This is a genomic window from Serratia sp. CY44782 (assembly GCF_052168715.1).
In the GTDB taxonomy this organism is placed as follows: Bacteria; Pseudomonadota; Gammaproteobacteria; order Enterobacterales; family Enterobacteriaceae; genus Serratia; species Serratia nevei.
In genome coordinates this window covers 234367-254473 of sequence record NZ_JBJNME010000004.1, presented here as the reverse complement: position 1 = coordinate 254473, position 20107 = coordinate 234367, and the positions used below count along the sequence as shown (strand labels likewise).

Annotated in this window: 20 protein-coding genes and 1 tRNA gene; 10 read left to right on the top strand and 11 right to left on the bottom strand. The window is 57.5% G+C overall.

The window, feature by feature from the left end; all coding sequences use genetic code 11:
- Positions 1-40 precede the first annotated feature (40 nt).
- Positions 41-250 (bottom strand): transcription antiterminator/RNA stability regulator CspE, encoded by a 210-nt coding sequence (gene cspE, locus ACJ8HT_RS09465; RefSeq protein ID WP_004940030.1) that lies wholly within the window; start codon positions 248-250, stop codon positions 41-43.
- Between the two features lie 346 nt (positions 251-596).
- On the opposite strand from cspE, the gene ACJ8HT_RS09460 reads away from it, so the two are divergent.
- The 6 genes from ACJ8HT_RS09460 (at position 597) to ACJ8HT_RS09435 (ending at position 6513) form a co-directional block, all read left to right on the top strand.
- Entirely contained in the window at positions 597-1760 is a 1164-nt protein-coding gene (locus ACJ8HT_RS09460) for a M20 peptidase aminoacylase family protein (RefSeq protein WP_194572600.1), read from the top strand.
- Positions 1761-1948: 188 nt separating this feature from the next.
- Positions 1949-3274, top strand: coding sequence for an LLM class flavin-dependent oxidoreductase (locus ACJ8HT_RS09455; RefSeq protein ID WP_049199977.1), 1326 nt, complete (start codon positions 1949-1951; stop codon positions 3272-3274).
- A 26-nt stretch (positions 3275-3300) separates the two neighbouring features.
- Positions 3301-4221: an ABC transporter substrate-binding protein gene (locus ACJ8HT_RS09450; RefSeq protein WP_197652265.1), complete on the top strand. Its 921-nt coding sequence runs from the start codon at positions 3301-3303 to the stop codon at positions 4219-4221.
- Positions 4222-4230: 9 nt separating this feature from the next.
- Entirely contained in the window at positions 4231-4758 is a 528-nt protein-coding gene (locus ACJ8HT_RS09445; RefSeq protein ID WP_197652266.1) for a GNAT family N-acetyltransferase, read from the top strand.
- 30 nt (positions 4759-4788) lie between these two features.
- Complete coding sequence (locus tag ACJ8HT_RS09440) at positions 4789-5676, top strand: amino acid ABC transporter permease (protein ID WP_049199974.1); 888 nt, start codon at positions 4789-4791, stop codon at positions 5674-5676.
- Positions 5677-5685: 9 nt separating this feature from the next.
- Positions 5686-6513, top strand: coding sequence for an amino acid ABC transporter ATP-binding protein (locus tag ACJ8HT_RS09435; protein WP_015376924.1), 828 nt, complete (start codon positions 5686-5688; stop codon positions 6511-6513).
- Positions 6514-6549: 36 nt separating this feature from the next.
- Here ACJ8HT_RS09435 and ACJ8HT_RS09430 read toward each other — a convergent pair whose 3' ends face one another.
- Positions 6550-7059, bottom strand: a complete 510-nt coding sequence (locus tag ACJ8HT_RS09430; protein WP_194572603.1) for a VOC family protein — start codon at positions 7057-7059, stop codon at positions 6550-6552.
- 166 nt (positions 7060-7225) lie between these two features.
- Here ACJ8HT_RS09430 and ACJ8HT_RS09425 point away from each other — a divergent pair, with 166 nt between their 5' ends.
- Positions 7226-7705, top strand: a complete 480-nt coding sequence (locus ACJ8HT_RS09425) for a cold-shock protein (RefSeq protein WP_197652267.1) — start codon at positions 7226-7228, stop codon at positions 7703-7705.
- A gap of 24 nt (positions 7706-7729) precedes the next feature.
- On the opposite strand, the gene ACJ8HT_RS09420 is transcribed toward ACJ8HT_RS09425, so the two are convergent.
- The 3 genes from ACJ8HT_RS09420 to ACJ8HT_RS09410 all read right to left on the bottom strand — a co-directional run bounded on the left by ACJ8HT_RS09420 (position 7730) and on the right by ACJ8HT_RS09410 (position 11383).
- Positions 7730-9178 (bottom strand): GGDEF domain-containing protein, encoded by a 1449-nt coding sequence (locus ACJ8HT_RS09420; protein WP_049273667.1) that lies wholly within the window; start codon positions 9176-9178, stop codon positions 7730-7732.
- Positions 9179-9807: 629 nt separating this feature from the next.
- A complete protein-coding gene (locus tag ACJ8HT_RS09415; protein WP_194572606.1) occupies positions 9808-10359 on the bottom strand; it encodes a flavodoxin family protein in 552 nt (183 codons plus the stop codon).
- 118 nt (positions 10360-10477) lie between these two features.
- Positions 10478-11383 (bottom strand): LysR family transcriptional regulator, encoded by a 906-nt coding sequence (locus ACJ8HT_RS09410; protein ID WP_194572607.1) that lies wholly within the window; start codon positions 11381-11383, stop codon positions 10478-10480.
- Between the two features lie 97 nt (positions 11384-11480).
- Between ACJ8HT_RS09410 and ACJ8HT_RS09405 the strand changes: the two genes are divergently transcribed.
- Complete coding sequence (locus ACJ8HT_RS09405; RefSeq protein ID WP_197652268.1) at positions 11481-12545, top strand: aldo/keto reductase; 1065 nt, start codon at positions 11481-11483, stop codon at positions 12543-12545.
- Between the two features lie 181 nt (positions 12546-12726).
- On the opposite strand, the gene ACJ8HT_RS09400 is transcribed toward ACJ8HT_RS09405, so the two are convergent.
- The 5 genes from ACJ8HT_RS09400 to ACJ8HT_RS09380 form a co-directional block, all read right to left on the bottom strand.
- Complete coding sequence (locus tag ACJ8HT_RS09400) at positions 12727-14259, bottom strand: glycosyltransferase family 39 protein (protein ID WP_197652269.1); 1533 nt, start codon at positions 14257-14259, stop codon at positions 12727-12729.
- Positions 14260-14381: 122 nt separating this feature from the next.
- The gene (locus tag ACJ8HT_RS09395; protein WP_015376917.1) at positions 14382-14525 is read right to left on the bottom strand and encodes a hypothetical protein; all 144 of its coding nucleotides are present in this window, start codon (positions 14523-14525) and stop codon (positions 14382-14384) included.
- Between the two features lie 474 nt (positions 14526-14999).
- Positions 15000-15575 carry a hypothetical protein gene (locus tag ACJ8HT_RS09390; protein ID WP_376787969.1) on the bottom strand — a complete coding sequence of 192 codons (576 nt, stop codon included), beginning with the start codon at positions 15573-15575 and terminating at the stop codon, positions 15000-15002.
- 825 nt (positions 15576-16400) lie between these two features.
- A tRNA-Arg gene (locus tag ACJ8HT_RS09385) sits at positions 16401-16477 on the bottom strand.
- A 413-nt stretch (positions 16478-16890) separates the two neighbouring features.
- Positions 16891-17100, bottom strand: a complete 210-nt coding sequence (locus tag ACJ8HT_RS09380; RefSeq protein ID WP_060423714.1) for a hypothetical protein — start codon at positions 17098-17100, stop codon at positions 16891-16893.
- 205 nt (positions 17101-17305) lie between these two features.
- Between ACJ8HT_RS09380 and folD the strand changes: the two genes are divergently transcribed.
- Positions 17306-18172 carry a bifunctional methylenetetrahydrofolate dehydrogenase/methenyltetrahydrofolate cyclohydrolase FolD gene (folD, locus tag ACJ8HT_RS09375; protein WP_004940177.1) on the top strand — a complete coding sequence of 289 codons (867 nt, stop codon included), beginning with the start codon at positions 17306-17308 and terminating at the stop codon, positions 18170-18172.
- Between the two features lie 10 nt (positions 18173-18182).
- Positions 18183-18395, top strand: coding sequence for a ribosome-associated protein YbcJ (ybcJ, locus tag ACJ8HT_RS09370; protein WP_004940179.1), 213 nt, complete (start codon positions 18183-18185; stop codon positions 18393-18395).
- 61 nt (positions 18396-18456) lie between these two features.
- On the opposite strand, the gene cysS is transcribed toward ybcJ, so the two are convergent.
- Positions 18457-19842 carry a cysteine--tRNA ligase gene (gene cysS / locus ACJ8HT_RS09365; protein ID WP_038875101.1) on the bottom strand — a complete coding sequence of 462 codons (1386 nt, stop codon included), beginning with the start codon at positions 19840-19842 and terminating at the stop codon, positions 18457-18459.
- Positions 19843-20107 lie beyond the last annotated feature (265 nt).

Below are 20107 nucleotides of genomic sequence, written 5' to 3'. Positions count from 1 at the left end.
CCGCTCAATGAGCGGGTTTTAAGAAATTCAGCTACGCAGCTTAGATAGCAGTAACGTTAGCGGCAGATGGGCCTTTGGCACCGTTCGTGATTTCAAATTCTACACGCTGGCCTTCAGCAAGCGTTTTGAAACCGTTGCTAACGATGGCAGAGAAGTGAACGAAAACGTCCTTGCTACCATCTTCCGGAGTAATGAAACCGAAGCCTTTGGATTCATTAAACCACTTAACGCTACCTTTAATCTTAGACATCAAACTTACCTTTAACGTGAATGAAAGACACAAAACCTGTGTCGATTACAGTACAGCAAGCAGGCAAGATTTTGTCCACCACCGCGATCACAGAAATCCGATAAAGAGTGAAAAAATCCGTGTTGTCCGGTGTAAATTGATTGCACCGGTTGCGATAAGTTACCGTGCCAGGTCAATCCTCTCCATTCGCCGGCGAACAACGCGCGAACGCCCATGCCCGCCCGCTTACCCCAGCGTTGACGCCCCCATGCAGACGCAATCGCTATGAAATATAACCAGATGGTCTTTTTGCTTCGGCGGCCGCTGCACTAGGGTTAGGGTTTATTTCCCACTGTGAGCCAAGCCTATGACCAGCCAGTTGGCAGACAAAATCATCGCCTATCGGCGTGAGCTGCACCAAAACCCCGAGCTTTCCAATCACGAGTTCGCCACCACCGCCCGACTGACGCGCTGGCTGCAAGAAGCGGGCATTCGTCTGCTGCCGCTGGCGCTGAAAACCGGCGTCGTGGCGGAGATCGGCAGCGGCAAGGGGCCGATCATCGCGCTGCGCGGTGACATTGACGCCCTCCCGATCGACGAAATCGCCGACGTGCCCTTCAGCTCGCAAAACCGCGGCGTGATGCACGCCTGCGGCCACGACTTTCATACCTCGGTGATGCTCGGCGCCGCACACCTGCTGAAAGCGCGTGAGGCCGACCTGCCCGGCACGGTACGCATCTTCTTCCAGCCGGCGGAAGAGACCTTCAACGGCGCCCGGCACCTGATCGACGCCGGCGCACTGGATAACGTTGCGGCGGTATTTGGCCTGCATAACGCACCGGAGCTGCCCACCGGCACCTTCGCCACCCGCGCCGGGCCGTTCTACGCCAACGTCGATCGTTTCCAGATCCTCATCACCGGCAAGGGCGCGCACGCCGCCAAACCGGAACAGGGCGTCGACACCATCGTTACCGCCAGCCAGATCGTCGGCGCGCTGCAGACGCTGCCCAGCCGCAGCTTCAGCTCGCTGGAATCGCTGGTAGTGAGCGTAACGCGCATCGAAGGCGGCAATACCTGGAACGTGCTGCCGCAAACCGTGGAGCTGGAAGGCACAGTGCGTACCCACAGCGACGCGGTGCGCCGCCAGGTGCCGGACAAGATTCGCCAGGTGATCGACGGCATAGCCGCCGCGCTGGGTGCGCAGGCCGAACTCCGCTGGCAGCCGGGGCCGCCGGCGGTGATCAATGACCCGCATTGGGCGGCGTTCAGCAAAACCGTTGCCGCCGAGGCCGGCTACCGGGTCGAAGAGGCGGAGTTGCAGATGGGCGGTGAAGATTTCGCGCTGTATCTGCATCACGTGCCGGGCGTATTCGTCAGCATCGGATCCGCCAGCGAGTTCGGCCTGCATCATCCGCGTTTCAATCCCGATGAACGGGCTCTGTTCCCGGCGGCGCAATATTTCACGCTGCTGGCGGAACGCACGCTGCAACAATTAACCACCGCGCCAGAAAAAGTCCTCAGCAACGCCTGAATAACGGAACATATTATTTCCCCGACGCCGCACATGCCGCGTCGGGCCTTATTATTTTGCCCGCCGTGATATTTGCAATTTTCAACATTTGAATATGCTGTTTTGTTGTTTTACATCCCGCTGCCGCTCATCAATAGTGGATACATCAGACACCGCGCGCCTCTGCGGCGCATGACAGGATAATCATGATGAGCGACAACGCGAATAATCAACGGCAATTGCGCCTGGGCGCCATTCTGCATGGCGCTTCGGGAAATATGTCCGCCTGGCGCCACCCGGATGCCACCGCCGACGCCAGCATTAACCTCGAATTTAATATCGCCTCGGCGAAAAAAGCCGAACAGGGGAAATTCGATTTCGTCTTCGTCGCCGATGGGTTATATATCAACGAAAAATCCATTCCGCATTTTCTTAATCGTTTCGAACCACTCACCCTGCTGGCCGCGCTGTCCGCCGCCACCGACAAAATCGGTCTGGTGGGCACCCTCTCCACCTCCTACAGCGATCCGTTCACCGTCGCCCGCCAGTTCGCCAGCCTCGATCACCTGAGCAACGGCCGCGCCGGCTGGAACGTGGTGACGTCGCCGCTGGAAGGCTCGGCCAAAAACTTCTCGCGCACAGAACACCCGGAACACAGCCTGCGTTATCGCATCGCCGGCGAATTTCTCGACGTCGCCAAAGGGCTGTGGGATTCCTGGGAAGACGACGCCTTCGTGCGCAATAAGGCCAGCGGCGAATTCTTCCGCACCGGCAAACTGCACACTCTCAATCACCAGGGAGAGTTCTTCTCGGTACAGGGGCCGCTGAACATCGGCCGCACGCCGCAGGGGCGCCCGATCCTGTTCCAGGCCGGCGCCTCTGAAGACGGCAAACGGCTGGCGGCCCAACACGCCGATGCGATCTTCACCCATCACGACACGCTGGAGCAGGCACAGGATTTCTATCAGGACGTGAAGCGGCAGCTGGTGGAACAGGGGCGCGAACCGGACGATCTGCGCATCTTCCAGGGCGTCAGCGTAATCGTCGGCGACGACGACGCGGACGTCGAGCGCCAGTACCAGGAAACCGCCCGCCTGGTCAGCATCGAGAACGCCCTCAACTACCTCGGCCGCTACTTCGAGCATTACGACTTTGCCCGCCATCCGCTGGACGCGCCCTTCCCGGACATCGGCGATCTGGGGCAAAACAGCTTCCGCAGCACCACCGACGCCATCAAGCGCAGCGCCCGCGAGCGCAACCTCACGCTGCGCCAGGTGGCGCTGGAAGCCGCCTCGCCGCGCCCGGTGTTCAGCGGCACGCCGGAAGCGGTGGCGGACGGTCTGCAGCGCTGGTTCGACGGCGAAGCCGCCGACGGTTTCATCATCAGCGGCGGTACGCCCAACGCCTTCGGCCACTTCGTCGATCGGGTGGTGCCCGTCCTGCAACAGCGTGGCCTGTTCCGCCAGGCGTACCACGGCGACACGCTGCGCGAGCACCTGGGCCTGAAGCGCCCGTTGAATAGATTCACCCAATAATAAGATCGCTTTCAGGGATACCCGCTATGCAGAAAACCGTTACCGCCGCCCTCGTGGCGGCCTTGCTGAGCCTGACCGGCGCCGCACTGGCGGGCACCGACATCGATTTGCAGGCCAATGAAACCCCGATCCACGCGCCGAAAAACCCGCAGGCGATCGCCAAACTGCCGGCCGATTTCCACTTCGTGAAGCCGGGCCAATTCACCGTCGCGATCGCCGCACTCAACACGCCGCCGCTGGCGCTGTTTGCCGCCGACAACCGGCGGCTGATCGGCAGCGAAGTGGATATCGCACAGCTGGTGGCCGACAGCCTGGGTCTAACGCTTAACGTGGTGCAAACCTCGTGGGAAGACTGGCCGCTGGGGGTGGTTTCCGGCAAGTATGACGCGGCCATCACCAACGTCACCGTGACCAAAGAACGCAAAACCCGCTTCGACTTCGCCACCTACCGCATCGACTCGCTCGGCTTTTATGTCAAAACCGGCGGCAAGATCGCGACGATCAAACAGCCTGCCGATATCGCCGGATTAAAAATTATCGTCGGCTCCGGCACCAATCAGGAAGCCATCTTGCTGGCGTGGGACAAGCAGAATCGGCAGCAGGGGCTCAAACCCTTCCAGCCGATCTACGTGACCGACGATGCGGCCGCCACGCTGGCGATCCAGTCCGGCCGGGCCGACGCCTACTTCGGGCCGAACGTGCTGGGCGCCTATAAGGCGGCACTGAACGGCCGCACCCGGCTGGCGGGCACGGTGGAAGGCGGTTGGCCCAAGGCAGCACACATCGCCGTCACCACCCGTAAAGGCAACGGCCTGGTGCAGGCGGTGAACGAAGCGCTGAACGGCGCGATCCGCGGCGGGCAGTACGATCGGGTGCTCAACCGCTGGGGCGAGAGCGTCGAACGCCTTGCGCAGTCGGAAATCAACCCGCCCGGCCTGGGCGATTAGGAACGCGCGATGACACAAGACACCTTCATTCAGACGCTGCCGACCGACCCGCTGATCACCCCGGTAATCGAGGGGCTGTTCGGCGAATATCGCCAGCGTTACGGCGACTATTTTGGTGACCAGGAACCGGAACCGCTGGATCTGTACGCACCGCCGCAAGGGGCCTTCATCGTGCTGCTGCGCGCCGGTGCGCCGATCGCCATGGGCGCCTTTAAACGCTATGACGTACAAACCGCCGAGCTGAAGCGTATCTGGACGCGGGGCGATCTGCGGCGCCAGGGCCTGGCACAGCGGGTGTTGCAGCAGCTCGAAACGCTGGCGCTGGCGCAGGGATATCGCCGGCTCTATCTGACCACCGGCTTTCGCCAGCCCGAAGCGGTAGGCCTGTATCTGAGCAACGGGTATCAGCCGCAGTTCGATCCCACCGTCGACAGCGAGGTTTACAGCCGCCCCCCCTACGATGGCCGCCTGCCGTTCCGCAAAAGCCTGATTGCAGAGGACGCGTGTTGTTGCGCGTCGGAAAGGAAAATCGCCTAAGGCCCCTTTATCTGTATCAGGAGACATGACATGTCCAAACAAGACGTCTTGAAAGTGGTGCCCGCCCGCTATCCGCTGCGGCTGATCGGCGCGCTGTTTTCGCTGTTTATTCTGGCCGCCATCGTGCAATCGGTGGCGGGCAACGCGCGCTGGGAATGGGGCGTGTTCGCCGAGTGGTTCTTCGCGCCGGCGGTGCTGGCGGGGCTGGGGCAAACCCTGCTGCTGACGCTGCTCGGCACGCTGTTCAGCATCCTGTTCGGTACCCTGCTGGCGCTGGCACGACTGTCGCGCTCTTACCTGTTGGCGTCGCTGGCCTGGGGTTATATCTGGCTGTTTCGCTCGCTGCCGCTGATTCTGGTGCTGATCATCCTGTACAACTTTTCCTACCTGTACGACGCCATCTCGCTCGGTATTCCCTTCACCTCCGTGGTGTTCGCCAGCTATCCGACCATCGACATTCTCGGCCAATTCGCCGTGGCGGTGCTGGGCCTGACGCTGGTGCAGTCCGCCTACACCGCCGAGATCATCCGCGGCGGCATCCTCGGCGTGGATTACGGCCAGCACGAAGCGGCGGCGGCGCTGGGCCTGCCGGGCTATCGCCGCACCTTCCGCATCATTCTGCCGCAGGCGCTGCGCTCCATTATTCCGACCGGCTTCAACGAGATCATCAGCCTGGCGAAAGGCACCTCGATCGTTTACGTGCTGGCGCTGCCGGAGCTGTTTTACACCATTCAGGTTATCTATAACCGCACCCAGCAGGTGATACCGCTGCTGATGGTCGCCACCGTCTGGTATCTGTTCATCACCACCGCGCTGTCGGTGATCCAATACTATATCGAGCGCTATTTCGCCCGAGGCGCGGTGCGCGAACTGCCGCCGACGCCCTGGCAGAAACTGGCCGGTTGGCTAAAACGTTAGGAGATCCGCATGTCTGAAGCCATTGATTATTACGCCTTGCCCGAGCAGCCGGCGCGCAACCTCACCCCGGTGCCGGCGCGCGGCCTGATCGAAATCAGCAACGTCAGCAAGTTCTTCGGCAAACACAAGGCGCTGGACGACGTCAGCCTGACGCTGCAGCCGGGCACCGTCACCGTGATCCTCGGCCCTTCCGGCTCCGGCAAATCGACGCTGCTGCGGGCGATCAACCACCTGGAACGCGTGGACGAAGGCTTTATCCGCATCGACGGCGACTACGTCGGCTACCGCCGCAAGGGCAACCGGCTGTATGAGCTGAAGGAAAAGGCCATCCTTCGGCAACGCATCAACGTCGGTTACGTGTTCCAGAATTTCAACCTGTTCCCGCACCTGACGGTGTTGGAAAACATCATCGAAGCGCCGGTGGTGCACAAGATCCACTCCCGCGAACGGGCGAAAGCGGTAGCCTATGAGCTGCTTGATACCGTCGGGCTGCGCCATAAGGCGGACGCCTACCCGCGCCACCTCTCCGGCGGCCAGCAGCAGCGCATCGCCATCGCGCGTGCGTTGGCGCTGAACCCGAAGGTGATCCTGTTCGATGAACCGACCTCCGCGCTCGATCCCGAGCTGGTCGGTGAAGTGCTGGACGTGATAAAGGGATTGGCGGATCTGGGCGTCACGCTGGTGGTGGTCACGCATGAAATCGGCTTTGCGCGCGAAGCGGCGGATCGGGTGGTGTTTATGGTCGACGGGCAGATCGTCGAGCAGGGCGACGCCAGGCAAGTGCTGGCTCAGCCGCAGCATCCGCGCACCGTCAACTTTCTCAACAAAGTGCTGTGATCGTCGGGGCGCCGCGGCGCCCCGTACCCGAGCCGCTTACCGGCCGGCGAAGCGCCGTTTCTCGGCGGCGAAGTCCAGTGGGCGGATCCCCTGCTGGTTTTTGTCCTCTTCGGTCAGCAACGCCGGCGGAATAAACCAGGTCACCTCGAACAGCAACCCGTCCGGATCGTGGCCATAAATGCTTTTGTGCACGCCGTGATCCTCTTCCAGCCCGAGAATGCCGCGTTCGGCCAGCTGGTGACGAATGCGCTCCAGCTCCTCCAGGCTGTCCACTTCCCAGGCCAGATGGTACAGCCCGGCCGGGGGCTCATGCTCCGCCGGCGGCTCGTTGTTGGCGCGAAAGATCCCGGCGCGCTGCTGGCCCAGGTTCTTGCTGAACAGCGCCAAATCGTGATCGTTGTCCGAATCGGCGGCCTGGGTAAACACCGCCCGATCGGGGCTGTCGGACGGCTTCAGCTTGAACCCCAACACCTGATGATAAAAGTCGGCGCTCTGCCGCACGTCGCTGACATACAGCACGGCGTGATTGAGACGTTTGATGCCCATCGATATTCCTTTTTCGCATTGAATGAAGTCAGCCTGAACATAGCATGTAGGGGGAAAGCCGCTAAATGCCGTTATCGCATGACTAAATGCCGCCCGCGCAATCTGTCGCTGCAAGGCATTCCGCGCTATCATAAGCGCTGTATAGAACCCTTTTGTGAGAATAGCGATGAACGGCAAGATAACGACTTTTTTTGAAGACAAAGGCTTCGGCTTTATTACCGACGAGAACGGAGAAAATCGTTATTTTCACGTGATTAAAGTGCAGAATCCGGAGCTGATTAAGAAAAACGCGGCGGTGACCTTCGAACCGACCAACAACACCAAAGGCCCGTCGGCTTATGCGGTCAAAGTGTTGGCGCCCAGCAAATACATCATCATCGCCAACGAAAGAATCAAGATCGCCAGCATCAAGTCTTTCAATACTTTCACTAAGGAAGTGCCGGTCAAAGCCGACGTGGACAAAGAGAACACCGTGCTGTCGGTTGGCCTGCTGATGAACCGCATTCGCCCGCAGTCAGAAGACCAGGCGCAGGCCATGCAAACGCTGCGCATGCTGACCATTACCACTTTCCAGAACACCACCCATATCTTCTCCGAGCACGAGATCGATATGGATGAGACCATCAAGGCGCTGAAAAGCCTGTAAGCGCCGGTTGCCCAGCGTCGAGCCCTAGCGGAACAGGATATGCTCGACGCTGTTGCCGTTCACCACGTTGAACGACTCCACCCGATTACGCCCCTGCGACTTGGCGCGATACAGCGCGATATCCGCCATATTCATCAGCTGCTCCAGCGATTTCACCTCTTTCATCGCCAGGCTGGCGACGCCGACGCTGATGGTGATTTTCAAGGTCTGATTACCTTCCGCCTGCAGCTCCGTCTGCTCCACCAGCCGGCGCAGATGTTCCCCCAGCGCCACGCCCTGCGCCGCCAGCGCACGCGGCAGCATGATGGCGAACTCTTCCCCGCCCAAGCGGCCGAACAGCTGATCGTGGCGCAGCTCGCGCCGCACGATGTGCGCGAACGACGCCAAAACCTGATCGCCGGCGCTGTGGCCGTGCGTATCGTTGATCTGCTTGAAATGGTCAATATCGATCAGCAGGAGCGACACCGCCTCTTTGGAGCGGTGCTTGTGCTCCAGCAGCTCGCCCGCTTTGCGCGTCATCGCGCTGCGCGCCAGCACCCCGGTCAGAAAATCGTGGTTGGCGCTGTGCTCCAGACGCCGCATCAGCTTGCGGTTGGCGGCGATAGAGCTGGCGAGGATCAGCGGCCCCATCACCAGCATGGCGATGCCCAATCGAGCGGACATCAGCGTATCGAGGAAGGCGTTATGATTGTTCGGCGTTTCGTACAGCACCAGGTTGGCGGAAATGCTGCTGATCTCGGTCATGCCAGTCAATAGCGTCAGCAACGTCACGGGGAACAGCTGGTAGCGCACCGCGCACCACAGCAATGCCGGTATCGGGAAGGCGATAGCGCCTGGCCCGCCGATATAGACGCTGAATATCAGCGATAACAGTAGCGCCAGCAGCGGCAGGCAACCTTTCAAGCGCCAGCGCACCTGCATGCGCAACAGCTGCTTCAGCCGCGGTGCCGCCATCAGCACCGGCAACAGCAGCAAGGTCGTCGAGAACTGTTCGCTAAACCAGGCCAGCCAGGCAACCACGACCGTGTTGTTATACAGGCTGTCGTTGCGCAGCACCGACAGCGTCGACGCCACCGCCGCGCCGGCCAGACTGGCGCTGAACATATAGAGTATCGCCTGGGGTTTGCCCATGCGCCGTTGAGATTGGGGCAGCATCAGCATGATGCCGTAACCGACGGCGATCAGCGACATGTTGCAGGCGTTCAGCCACAGCGCCAGAGACCAGCCTTCGCCGGTGCTGAGATCGGCGGCGACCATGCCCAGGTAAGTGGTAAGCCAGCCGAGCGGCGTGGCGTAAACGGGTTTGCGCAGCAGCAGACCGAGCAGAATCGCATTCACCGGCCAAAATAAGGAAAGCGAGCCAATCGGCCGGCTAAGAATACCCACCAGGGAAAGTAAAAAGGCCAGCATGAAAAGATTGATCAGCTGAACCGTCAGAGGCAGGCCATGCCTGGCGTTTATTCTGGCGTTCATCGCCTCGCCCATATTTTGCTAATAACCAGAATAATAATGTGCATACTCTCTCGCCCGGCCAGTGAGGGATAATCAACCCGGATTTCAACCAAAAAAGCCAGACAAATCAATAATAAAAAACGTTAACATTTAATTAACAGACTTTTCTTAGCCTCATGCGGCCGCAGCGGGATCCCCCGCACAGCGTCAGCAAATAATGCCGACTCTGCTGTCAGCATAGCGCATAGCGTAATAGGCCGCCGAGAGCGTTAATTACATTAATAAGTTTGTGGTTATTGGTCGTTGAATGATGTTTGAATAACTACGCGATTATTTTCCTGCAACTGGGCCGTCCGTGCAATAACAACCCAAAAAAAGCCCGCATAGCGCGGGCTTGCTTGAACAACAGCAAATCGACAGTTACGACACAGCCATACGTTGCATGCCTGTGCTGCCGCGCAGTATAGCGGTGAAAGCTTAAGCAGACCTTAGCAACAAAAAACCCGGCCTAGGAACCGGGAATATTTGTACGAAATGCAGTGTTAGCCCAAGCAGGCTAATAACATTTCGCAGCTTACACGCCAATTGTGCAGAGAAAATGAACGCGGCATCCGTTCAGCCGAATCACCGCCCCATCCGCACGGAAGATCTTACGCCAGTTTGGCGGCAAAACCCGCTACGCGCTGGCCATAGAGCTTGGCGGTCGCCAGATCGCCCGACAGCATCTCATTCACGCCGGCATCCGCCGGGGTCTGCACCAGCAGCCCCACCGAACCGCCCAGGTTATTGACGTCGGTGCGCTGCGCCGATTTGGTGTTGGCCGGTAGCAGCCCCAGGCTGACCCACAGGCCGCCATGTTGCGAAGCCAGCGTCTGCAGCGCGATCAACGTTACCTGCTTGTCGCCGTTCAGGCTGGCGCTGTTGGTAAAGCCGCCGAACACTTTGTCCTGCCACTTGCGGCCGAACCAGGCCTTGGAGCTGGCGTCGGCGAATTTCTTGAATTGCCAGGATGGGCCGCCCATATAGGTTGGCGAACCAAAGATGATGGCGTCCGCCTCATCCAGCGTCTGCCAGGCTTCGTCGCTGATATCACCGTTCTGATCGATGGCGATCAGTGCCGCCCCGGCGCCTTCCGCCACCACTTTCGCCAAACGCTCGGTATGGCCGTAGCCGGAATGAAACACCACTACTGTCTTCGCCATAGAAATTCTCCACTCATTGCTCAGAGGCGCCGGCGGCGCCCCTCTCGCGTTCAATCTAATCAAGCGCGCAACGGCTGAATACCGAATAAAACTGACGGTGTTATTCAAAAAAATCGCGTTATGCGCCCTGTCCTGCCTGTTGACGGACGAAGTCGATAAAAGCACGCAGCGGGCGCGGCATTTGGCGGTTTGCCGGATAGTACAGATAGAAACCGGGGAACGGCGGCGTCCAGGCATCGAGCAGCGGCAACAACCGGCCATCGGCCAAACCGGCGGCAACCTGTTGCTCAAACAGGTAGGCAATGCCTGCCCCATCCATCGCAGCCCGCACCAAGACTTCCGGCTCATCGACTATCACCGGCCCTTCCACAGCGATCTCCTGCTTTTCACCGTCGCACTCAAACTCCCAGCGATACAAACTGCCGCTGGTCGGCCAGCGGTAATTCAAGCAGCGATGTCGATGCAGATCGCCCGGTGTTGACGGCCGGCCGTGACGCGCCAAATACGCCGGTGAAGCAACGACGCGCATCCGTACCTCCCCGCCCAGCTTGACCGCCACCATATCTTTCGCCAGTTTCTCGTGCAGCCGCACGCCGGCGTCAAAACCGCCGGCAACGATATCCACCAACCGATCCTCAACATTGAGATCGAGCGTAATATCAGGATATTGATGATGAAACGGCGCGATCAAAGGCGCCAGAAAATGTAACGCCGCCACGCGGGTTACATTAAGCCGCAAAAGACCTGAGGGGTTCTGGCGTTGATCGACCGCCTGCGCTACCGCCGCGTCAATCTCGGCCATCGCGGGCGTCAGGCGCGCCAACATCTGTCTTCCGGCTTCAGTCAGCGCCACGCTGCGAGTGGTGCGGTTCAGTAAACGCACCCCCAAACGCTCCTCCAGGTTGCGCAGCGTTTGGCTGAGCGCCGAAGCGGACATCCCCAAATGTGCAGCGGCGCGAGCGAAACCGCCGTGCTCAACAATCGCGGCAAAGGCGCGCAACTCGGCGAAATCACTGCCCCTCATTATGCTCTCCTTATTTAATAATTCATGAAGATTATAGCGCATTCCTTAAACAACCTGCGGGCGCTACCGTAGACGCTACCTACACGGGAGAATGCCTATGAACACGTCACTATCGCTGGATCACTATCGTTTATTGGGCCGTTCCGGCCTGCGCGTTTCACCGCTGGCGCTGGGCACCATGACCTTCGGCGCCGACTGGGGCTGGGGCGCCGAACTGGCCGAGGCTCGCCGTCTGTTTGACGTTTATGTCGAACGCGGCGGCAACTTTATCGATACCGCCAACCGCTATACCGAAGGCAGCGCCGAACGTTTCGTGGGGGAATTCGCCGCCGGGCGCCGCGATCGGTTGGTGATCGCCACCAAATACACCCTGCCGATGCAGCCGGACGATCCCAATTCCGGCGGCAATCATCGCAAAAGCATGCTGCGATCGGTGGAGGGAAGCCTGCAACGGCTCAATACCGATTACATCGACCTGCTCTATCTGCACGCCTGGGATTTCACCACGTCGGTGGAAGAGATCATGCGCGCCATGGACGATTTGGTACGCGCCGGGAAAGTGCTGTATGTGGCAGTATCGGATCTTCCCGCCTGGCAGGCGTCGAGAATGCAAATGCTGGCGGACCTGCGTGGCTGGTCGCCGCTGATCGCTCTGCAAATCGAGTACAGTCTGCTGGAGCGCACCGTCGAACGCGAGCTGATGCCGATGGCGCAAGAATTGGGGATGGGCGTGATCCCTTGGTCGCCGCTGGCCGGCGGCGTATTAAGCGGCAAATACCGGCGGCAGGATCTGCAACCGTCGCCCGACGAAGCGGGCTCTCGGCGTGAAGCCGTGCGCGCCAAGGGGACATTGAACGCACACAATCTTGATATCGCCGACGCCGTCAACCAGATAGCTGATGAGACTGGATATTCCCCATCACAAATCGCGCTGGCCTGGACACTGCGTCACCCGACGGTCACCGCGCCGATCGTCGGCGCCCGAACCCTGGCGCAATTGGAAGATAACCTCGGCGCATTGAAGGTGGCGCTGGCGGAAGATCATTGGCGACAATTGGACGATCTCAGCGCCATCGAGCGGGGATTCCCGCACGATTTTCTCGCCCTGCCAGCCACCCGCAACATCATGACCGGCGGCGTGCATCTCGCCCGACGCAGATAAAAAAAAATCCCGCGCAAGGCGGGATAAACTTAACAGGGATGGGGTAATACACTACAGGGAATGGATAACACACAACATCATCGGGTAGAGCTACAGTACCAATCCCAATGTATAGAACTGTCATCCCCGCGTAAGTTTGCTCGGCCAGATGTAACGCCTAATGGGAAATATGACATTTTGCTCAACGCACCACGAACAGGCGCGATTCGAAACCGCCGCTCTTGAAGGTGCCGGTATTGACCCACCCCGGCGGCGAACGGCCAAAGTCCCGATTGAAATCCCCGCCGCTGACCAGCCAGATCCGGCGATGGCCTTGCGATAAAACGCTGAGCTTATCGACATAGGTCTGCGCCGCCCGATCGTGGAAGAAGGTGCCGAAGCCATAGGCATTGGGCTTACCTGAAATGCCGTTGGGCCTGGCCGGGGTATACAGCAAGGCGCGATAGCCCTTCTTGTTGTAATACACGTAGCTCAGGTAGTTGAACATGTTGCTGACCACCACCGCATCGTTAGGCTGATAGTGGCTGTTGATATAGTGCACCATCACCTTGAACTCATCTTTCTCAACCGGGTAGTCGTTACGCACGCCGCAGCCGAACAGCAGGCTGAAGAACAGCAACAAAGAGATCCCACGCACCCGGCTTTTCGTTCCGGCGATCAGCACGCCCAACACCAGCGGAATGCCGAGCGCGGCGGAATAGAGGTAGCGATCGACAAACAGCGGCGTGCGCCAGGAAATGGCGAATACCAGCGTCACCGGGATCAGAATGCCGCCAAGCAGCAGCAGCGAGAATGTCCTTGGCATCGCGCGCCGTTTCAGCAGCAGCGCGCACAACGCGACAAACATCGCCGGCAACAGCCAGAGAATAGCCGCCGGGTAATTGCCGCCGTCATCGCCGGTAAAAAATCGCCAGTACATCGCCGGCAGATCGCGCCAGGTAACCTGAGGGATCCAACCGACGTCGCCGCCGACCCGCAGTTCGGCGATATGCGCCAACAGATTGAACAGCACCAGCAGCCAGGGAATGTAGGCCACACCGATGGCCGCATTGGCGAGCCACCACGCCGGCTGCTTGATGTAACTTACGCCTTCGTGGCGGTACGACAGCACCAACACCACCAGCCAGTGAGCGATCAGCGTGAAAATAGTGAAGTAATGGGTATAAAAACTCAGCGTCATCAGCAGCGCATACAGCGCCAGATAGCGGCGGTTATCCGGCGTTTTCAACCACTTCGCCAGCACTATAGCAGCGGCGATCGCCAGCATCCCCATCAGCGCGTACATGCGCGCCTCCTGGCTGTAACGCACCGCCATCGGCATGATTGCCATCAGCCATCCCGCTATCAGCGCCGCCCGCTCGTTGGCCAACCACCGGGTAAAGCGCATCGCCAGCGCCACCGTCGCCACGCCGAACACCAGACTCAGCGAACGGGCCGCCATGATGCCGTCGCCAAACAGTACCATCCAGGCATGCAGCAACAGATAATAAAGCGGCGGGTGAACATCGAAGGAAGCGTGGTACAGCAAAGCGCCCACATCATAGCGGCTGGTCAGCACGCTGGAGGCTTCATCACACCAAAAGTACCGCTCCGTTAAGGAAATAAACCGCACGACCGCCGAAAACGCCACGATCGCCAACGCGTAATGTTTGTAACCGATGCCCTTTAAGCCGTTGTTGCTCAAAGAGACATTCGAAACCTGTTGCAGTGACATAACCGCATTCCGCCCAAGAGAACCACACAGTGTGGAGACGCAGCGTCATCATTGCCGACGGCGGGTAAATGGCGGGTAAATCAGTGTGAAAAAGTCGGCGCAGTCACCGCGGCGCATGGCCTTCAGCGGATTTCAACGCTGATATCCGGGTAGGCCTTCTCGCCATCGCTGAGATAATGCCCCAGCGCCCGGTATGCCATGACATACAGCACGGCGGCGGCGCACAGGCACAGCAAGGTCACGAGAAAGAATCTGGATTTGCGCACGATAGGCTCCATGGGGAAATTTTCGCCTATTGTAGCGCGGCAAAATAAACGAAGGTTCAATTGCCGGCGGGTCGTTTTCTGTGACAGCGTCCAGCATCAGGCGAAAAACTGCCGCCGCTATCTCCTATATGAACAAAAAGAGAAAGGTGAATTGTCCGCCGGTTCCTTTTTCCACCGACGATCCCTCTTTATTATTGGCTTTATCCAGCCGCTTAGCGTTCTGCTGCCTGGCCATAACGCCGCTTTCAGCACGCGTGATTCGGGATAAAAGTGTGCTTTGCCGCCGCTTTTCAAATGCTTCACCTCCGGTGGTGGTGACGCTGACTACTGTCCGCGATAGCCCTTGCTTTCGAATGCATCGGGGGTAGACCAACGCCCCTCCATTTTGGAGAAACCAATCATTATATTATTACTTAAGAAGTCATCCTCCCGCTAGCAGATATTGCTTGCCTAATAAGTAACGAAAGCGCGGCATTAATGCCCTACAACTTTGCCCACTCCCTTTTTAAATTTATAGTTATCGACAGTGTCAAATATCTCAGTAAAAAGATCATCATCTCCTTTAGCCCAAAATATTTCCGGATCATCCCCGCCCCACATATCATGAGTATGACATACAAACTCAAGTAGACCTGTATCAAAGGCAGTGAAATCGATATATTTCTCTTCACTCCTCATTATTATATTTTGATGAAAAAGCACGATTTGACAAGTGCAGTCATTAATATTATAAAAAGATAAAAAGTCATTTAAATTCCTCCTCAAAAGAGGAAGATCGCTTTTCTCAGTAACCCTGTGATGATAAAAGAAAATAAAATCTTTCTTGCCTCGATATTTTAATTGTCGAGATATTCTCCGTTTGAAAGCTCGGCCATCCTCTTTAATTTTGAGAGGATCATGATGAGTGAATTCAAACCCAATCATATGCCTTTCGCTATATTCCCCTTCACAATCCTTATAAAATATCGAACGTAAGACAGAATTATCCCCATCAGGAAAATACTTCAAGAAATCTCTTTTCAATAAATTCTTGTATCCATCTCTTTCCATCTGAATGGCATATTCAATATTAGAACGTCCAGAAGAAAATACAGAGCTAAAAGATTTCCTTTTGTGCCTTCTAAGAATATCATCCGGAAGGCAATTTTCCCCTATTGAAATCCAAAGAACTTCCGAGTTAGAATTATTACGGTACTTCCATTTTTTATGAAGATTAACAACAGTTCGCTTCAGTGACTTAAGATTATTCTTTATATATTATTTAATAACTTCGCTACTCATCAATACACCTCATTTTTACTGCACTATCAATATAGTTTACATAATAAACATCAAGTTCTTGATAAACCTTAATTTAACCAACCAACACACATACAAACAGGCTCTAATTACATGCCTGCATTAGGGCTTAAACACAACATCTGGTACATACCAATCATTTATATCGTAATTACCTGTCGCTCCAACTTTCTCAACAAGTAAATTTAGACGAATTCATTTAAACAATAAAATTTAAATTAAATCCGAACATAAAAATTACATAATATAGACATTATGTTTCAAACACATTGAGTCAACCATCTCAAAACTCAATCCATCCAAAAAAGCATTTAATTTTTATAGTCTTTTTTACTTAAAAATGCAACTTACTTGCGATAACAATACACACCGCACGTTCAAATTTTAATCATAAAAACTCAGGCCGACTAATGATGATTCTATAGGAAGCAACTTTGTAGTTATATCAGATGAGAATGTTAAGAGCATCTGAAGCAAACAAGGTGATGGAGAGTCTATCTACGTCACTAGGAAACATTCAAAGTCGTGTTAGGAGCGCATTAAGATGGGCTGTAGTAGACATCAGATGAAATGTTATGGCACGCCCTATAGGATTCGAACCTATGACCTACGGCTTAGAAGGCCGTTGCTCTATCCAACTGAGCTAAGGGCGCATTGAGATGCGGCAACCTGCGGCTGCGGGTTGGGATTATACGGTCAGAGGTTAGCGAGTCAATGCCTTTTCATGACGTTACGGCGGCGGCCGTGCTTTATGGCGTTTTTTCCGCCAGCGCCCGCGCGGCGAGGGTTCCCGTCAACCGGGCGCCGCCATGCTGAACCAGGCCTACGCCTACATAAATCGGCGCGCGCTCAGACCACCGCCGCCCGTCCCCCCACCACCGGCAAAGGCGAGCGGACTGTACGACTGCGGCGATGTCGCCCCAATCCGCGTGCTCAACCACCCGCGCGTTGCAGGTCGCCGCCACCCTTACCCCCAGTGTGGCGTCAGGGCGGGCGCTGTTTAAAGAAGCCTGGCTCCCCGATGCCCAAACCAGCAACAGCGTGCAGCCTGCCCAGAAGCAGCCCTTCATGCGCATAACTTCCGCCACAGCGCATTCAGGCGTGCCCGCCACGACGGCGCCGCCTCATGCTTGCCGAGCTGGTGCAACGCGGTGAGTTGCGCGCTGTCCGCCGGATGCAGTGAAGAATCGAACACCGTTTCCCCCACATGTTTAGGCTCCGTCGGTTGCTCGTCAGGCTGATGATGCAACGGGTAAAGCCGGGTTATCGCTCTCATGATCCTGCCCTCTTTCGCCCAGTGAACGGCCCCAGCGTATCCAAATACAGGTAAAAATGACGTAGAGGATCCTGAGGCCGGCATAAAAAAAGCGTAAATCGGCGTCGGCAACGGCCGCGAGGGTGATTCTGCGCCTGACAGCGCGCTCAGCTTCTGCCAGAATAGCGGCATCCCCGCTTTTCTTAATTGATGGATTTCCACACTGATGTCAGCAAAGATTATTGATGGTAAAACGATTGCGCAGCAGGTTAGAAACGAAGTGGCTGAGCAAGTGAAACAACGTCTGGCGGCCGGCAAACGCGCCCCAGGGCTGGCGGTTGTGCTGGTCGGCGAGAATCCGGCTTCGCAAATTTACGTCGCCAGCAAGCGCCGCGCCTGCGATGAAGTCGGCTTCCTTTCCCGCTCCTACGACCTGCCCGCTGCCACCAGTGAAGCCGAGCTGCTGGCGTTAATCGACCAGCTGAACGCCGATGAGGAAATCGACGGTATTCTGGTGCAGTTGCCGCTGCCGGCCGGCATCGATAACGTCAAGGTGCTGGAACGCATCCACCCGGACAAAGACGTCGACGGCTTCCACCCGTACAACGTCGGCCGCCTGTGCCAACGCGCGCCTAAACTGCGCCCGTGCACGCCGCGCGGCATCGTCACCCTGCTGGAGCGTTATAACATCGATACCTACGGCCTGAACGCCGTGGTGGTCGGCGCTTCCAACATCGTCGGCCGCCCGATGAGCATGGAGCTGCTGCTGGCCGGCTGCACCACCACCGTCACCCACCGCTTCACCAAGAATCTGCGTCATCACGTCGAGAACGCCGATCTGCTGGTGGTGGCGGTCGGTAAGCCGGGCTTCATTCCGGGCGACTGGATCAAACCGGGCGCCATCGTGGTGGACGTCGGCATCAACCGTCTGGAAAGCGGTAAAGTGGTGGGCGATGTCGATTTCGACGCCGCCAGCGAGCGCGCCGCCTACATCACCCCAGTGCCGGGTGGCGTCGGCCCGATGACCGTTGCTACACTGATCCAAAATACCTTGCAGGCCTGCGAGGAATATCACGACGTTCAACCTAAATAAGTAAGGCAGTATGGAAATTTTCAATCTGGACAATCATCCCCACGTCGAACTGTGCGATCTGCTGAAGTTCCAGGGCTGGTGTGAAAGCGGCGGCGCCGCCAAAGAAGTCATCGCCGAAGGGCGGGTGAAAGTCGACGGCAAGGTCGAAACCCGCAAGCGCTGCAAGATCGTCGCCGATCAGGTGGTGGAATTCAACGGCGGCAAGGTCATGGTTAAACCCTAACCCGCAGCCATAGAAAAAGGCGCTGAATTCAGCGCCTTTTTTGTTTTTCCCTGCGGCCGGATTACTTGCGGCGCCAGGTGGTGCCCTGCGGGCCGTCTTCCAGCACGATGTTCATCTCGTTCAACCGATCGCGAGCGGCATCTGCCAGCGCCCAGTCCTTGGCAGCACGCGCTTCGTTACGCTGTTTGATCAGCGCTTCGATCTCCGCCACTTCGCCGTCGTCAACCTGAGCGCCCCCTTGCAGGAACTGCTCCGGCTCCTGCTGCAGCAGGCCGAGTACGTTCGCCAACTTACGCAGTTCCGCCGCCATACCGTTGGCCGCCGCCATGTCTTCCCCCTTGAGGCGGTTAACCTCGCGCGCCAGATCGAACAGCGCCGAGTAGGCTTCCGGGGTGTTGAAGTCGTCGTCCATCGCTTCGCGGAAGCGGGCTTCGAACGCTTCGCCGCCGGCCGGCGCGGCGTCGGCATCGGTGCCGCGCAGCGCGGTATAGAGGCGCTCCAGCGCGGTGCGCGCCTGCTTGAGGTTCTCTTCGCTGTAGTTCAGCTGGCTGCGATAGTGGCCGGACATCAGGAAGTAACGCACCGTCTCCGCATCGTAATGGCCGAGCACGTCGCGAATGGTGAAGAAGTTATCCAGCGATTTGGACATCTTTTCTTTGTCGATCATCACCATGCCGGAGTGCATCCAGTAATTGACGTACGGGCCGTCGTGGGCGCAGCTCGACTGTGCGATCTCGTTCTCGTGATGCGGGAACATCAGATCGGAACCGCCGCCGTGGATATCGAAGTGGGTGCCCAGTTGCTTGCAGTTCATGGCGGAGCATTCGATATGCCAGCCCGGACGGCCCGGCCCCCACGGCGACTGCCAGCTCGGCTCGCCCGGCTTGGACATTTTCCACAGCACGAAGTCCATCGGGTTGCGCTTCACGTCGTCGATCTCTACGCGCGCGCCGGCCTGCAGCTGATCCAGATCCTGACGCGACAGCAGCCCGTATTGCGGATCGCTGTCGATGGAGAACATCACGTCGCCGTTGCTGGCCACATAGGCGTGATCGCGATCGATCAGGCGCTGGGTGATCTCGATGATCTCGGCGATATGCTGGGTCGCGCGCGGCTCTTGATCCGGGCGGTCGATCAGCAGCGCGTCGAAGTCGGCGTGCATTTCCGCCAGCATGCGTTCGGTCAGCTGGTCGCAGGTTTCATGATTTTCCGCCGCGCGGCGGATGATTTTGTCGTCCACGTCGGTGACGTTGCGCACGTAGTTCAGCGAATAGCCGAGGTAGCGCAGGTAACGCGCCACCACGTCGAAAGCGACAAAGGTACGACCGTGGCCGATGTGACACAAGTCATAGATGGTTACCCCGCACACGTACATGCCCACTTTCCCGGCATGAATGGGTTTGAATTCCTCTTTTTGACGACTCAGGGTATTAAAAATCTTTAGCATCGGGAGATTCCGTGGTGTGCGTGATAACAAAAAAGATAACCGGGCTTCAGGTTTTCCGCCCGGTAGCGTATTGAAACCTGAAGCCTGATCTATTGCAAGGTTAAGGCCATGCTTTGCTGATTTCACGCGAATAAAATGCGCGAAATTCGGCGGTCGGCGAAATTGTTATAATATAACACAAATGCAATTACCACAGACAGTGCGCGGTTGAGCCGCTGCTGACTCACTGGGGCGGATATGTTATAAGGGCGGTCTGAATGTTCAC